This is a genomic window from Oleiphilus sp. HI0067 (assembly GCF_001635735.1).
On record NZ_LWFI01001178.1, the window covers coordinates 1 to 1,086 of the forward strand.

A 1,086-nucleotide genomic window follows, 5' to 3' on the forward strand; every position below is an offset into this window, starting at 1 on the left:
GTCTTCTGAGAAATCCTCGTGTCCAGGCGTATCTAGCAGATTTACTAAGCAGTCATTAAACGGGAACTGCATAACAGAAGTCGTGACAGAAATACCACGTTCCTTTTCCATTTCCATCCAATCTGACTTAGCATGCTGACCACTTTTTTTACCTTTAACTGTGCCCGCCTTTTGAATAGCCTCCCCAAATAGCAACACTTTTTCGGTAATCGTTGTTTTACCAGCATCAGGGTGGGAAATAATCGCGAACGTTCGTCGCTTATCTATTTCTGGAAGGCTCATAATATTCCTAAAGAAAATTTACTATGCATATGCATCCAAACGCATATCCAAGGTCATCAGTACAGCGTCTTCACGCCCATTCGGGGCGGGATAATACCCTTTTCTTAAACCAACTTCATTAAAGCCTTCAGATTGATACAACCCCATAGCCCTATGATTAGATGCGCGAACTTCTAAGAAAAACATAACGCACTTTTTCTCCCGCGCAACACGAATTAAGGATTGTAAAAAAAGACGGCCAAAGCCTTTTCCAGCGTAGCGCGGATCTACACAAATATTAAGTAAATGCGCCTCATCTAAGACATATGAAACAATGGCGTGACCGATGGTGTGCTGACCCGAGATCAAAAGTACGCAATCGTTCTTGTCATTCAAACAGTCTTCGAAATTTTTGCGCGTCCAAGGAATGTCGTAACTCGCGGTCTCGATTTGCATAACCTTTTCTAAATCAGCCTCGACCATATCCCTTAGGCTGATGTCATTATGCGAAGGCCCGTGATACATGCAAAGTTTACTATATGATATCAGCCCATAACTGAGCTTTTAGTAAAGGATTACGGATACAGTCACTTAAAGACACTGAAGAACTTAAGATCATTGAGCCTGCAGTGCATTTAGCGATCGATCTAACGCACCCCTCACTCAAACTCACACCGAGAACGACTGTATTAATCGTCGCGTCGTTAATCATCTTATCGGAGAATTGCTGTAATGTACCGGCTAGCAAACGATCCGTATTAGATGCCTCAGCCTGAAATGAAAAAACAGGCCAACGAAAATTGCCTACAAAATTTAAATCGCTTC

At 42.4% G+C, this 1,086-nt stretch carries 3 protein-coding genes; all 3 read right to left on the reverse strand.

The window, feature by feature from the left end; translation table 11 throughout:
• On the reverse strand, positions 1-282 hold a 282-nt coding region (locus A3739_RS17370; protein WP_231877098.1), incomplete at its 3' end, for a GTP-binding protein.
• A 21-nt stretch (positions 283-303) separates the two neighbouring features.
• Positions 304-786, reverse strand: coding sequence for a ribosomal protein S18-alanine N-acetyltransferase (gene rimI, locus A3739_RS17375; protein WP_068501887.1), 483 nt, complete (start codon positions 784-786; stop codon positions 304-306).
• Between the two features lie 10 nt (positions 787-796).
• Positions 797-1,086 (reverse strand): hypothetical protein (locus A3739_RS30060; protein ID WP_197472398.1); only part of this gene is annotated, 290 nt, incomplete at its 5' end.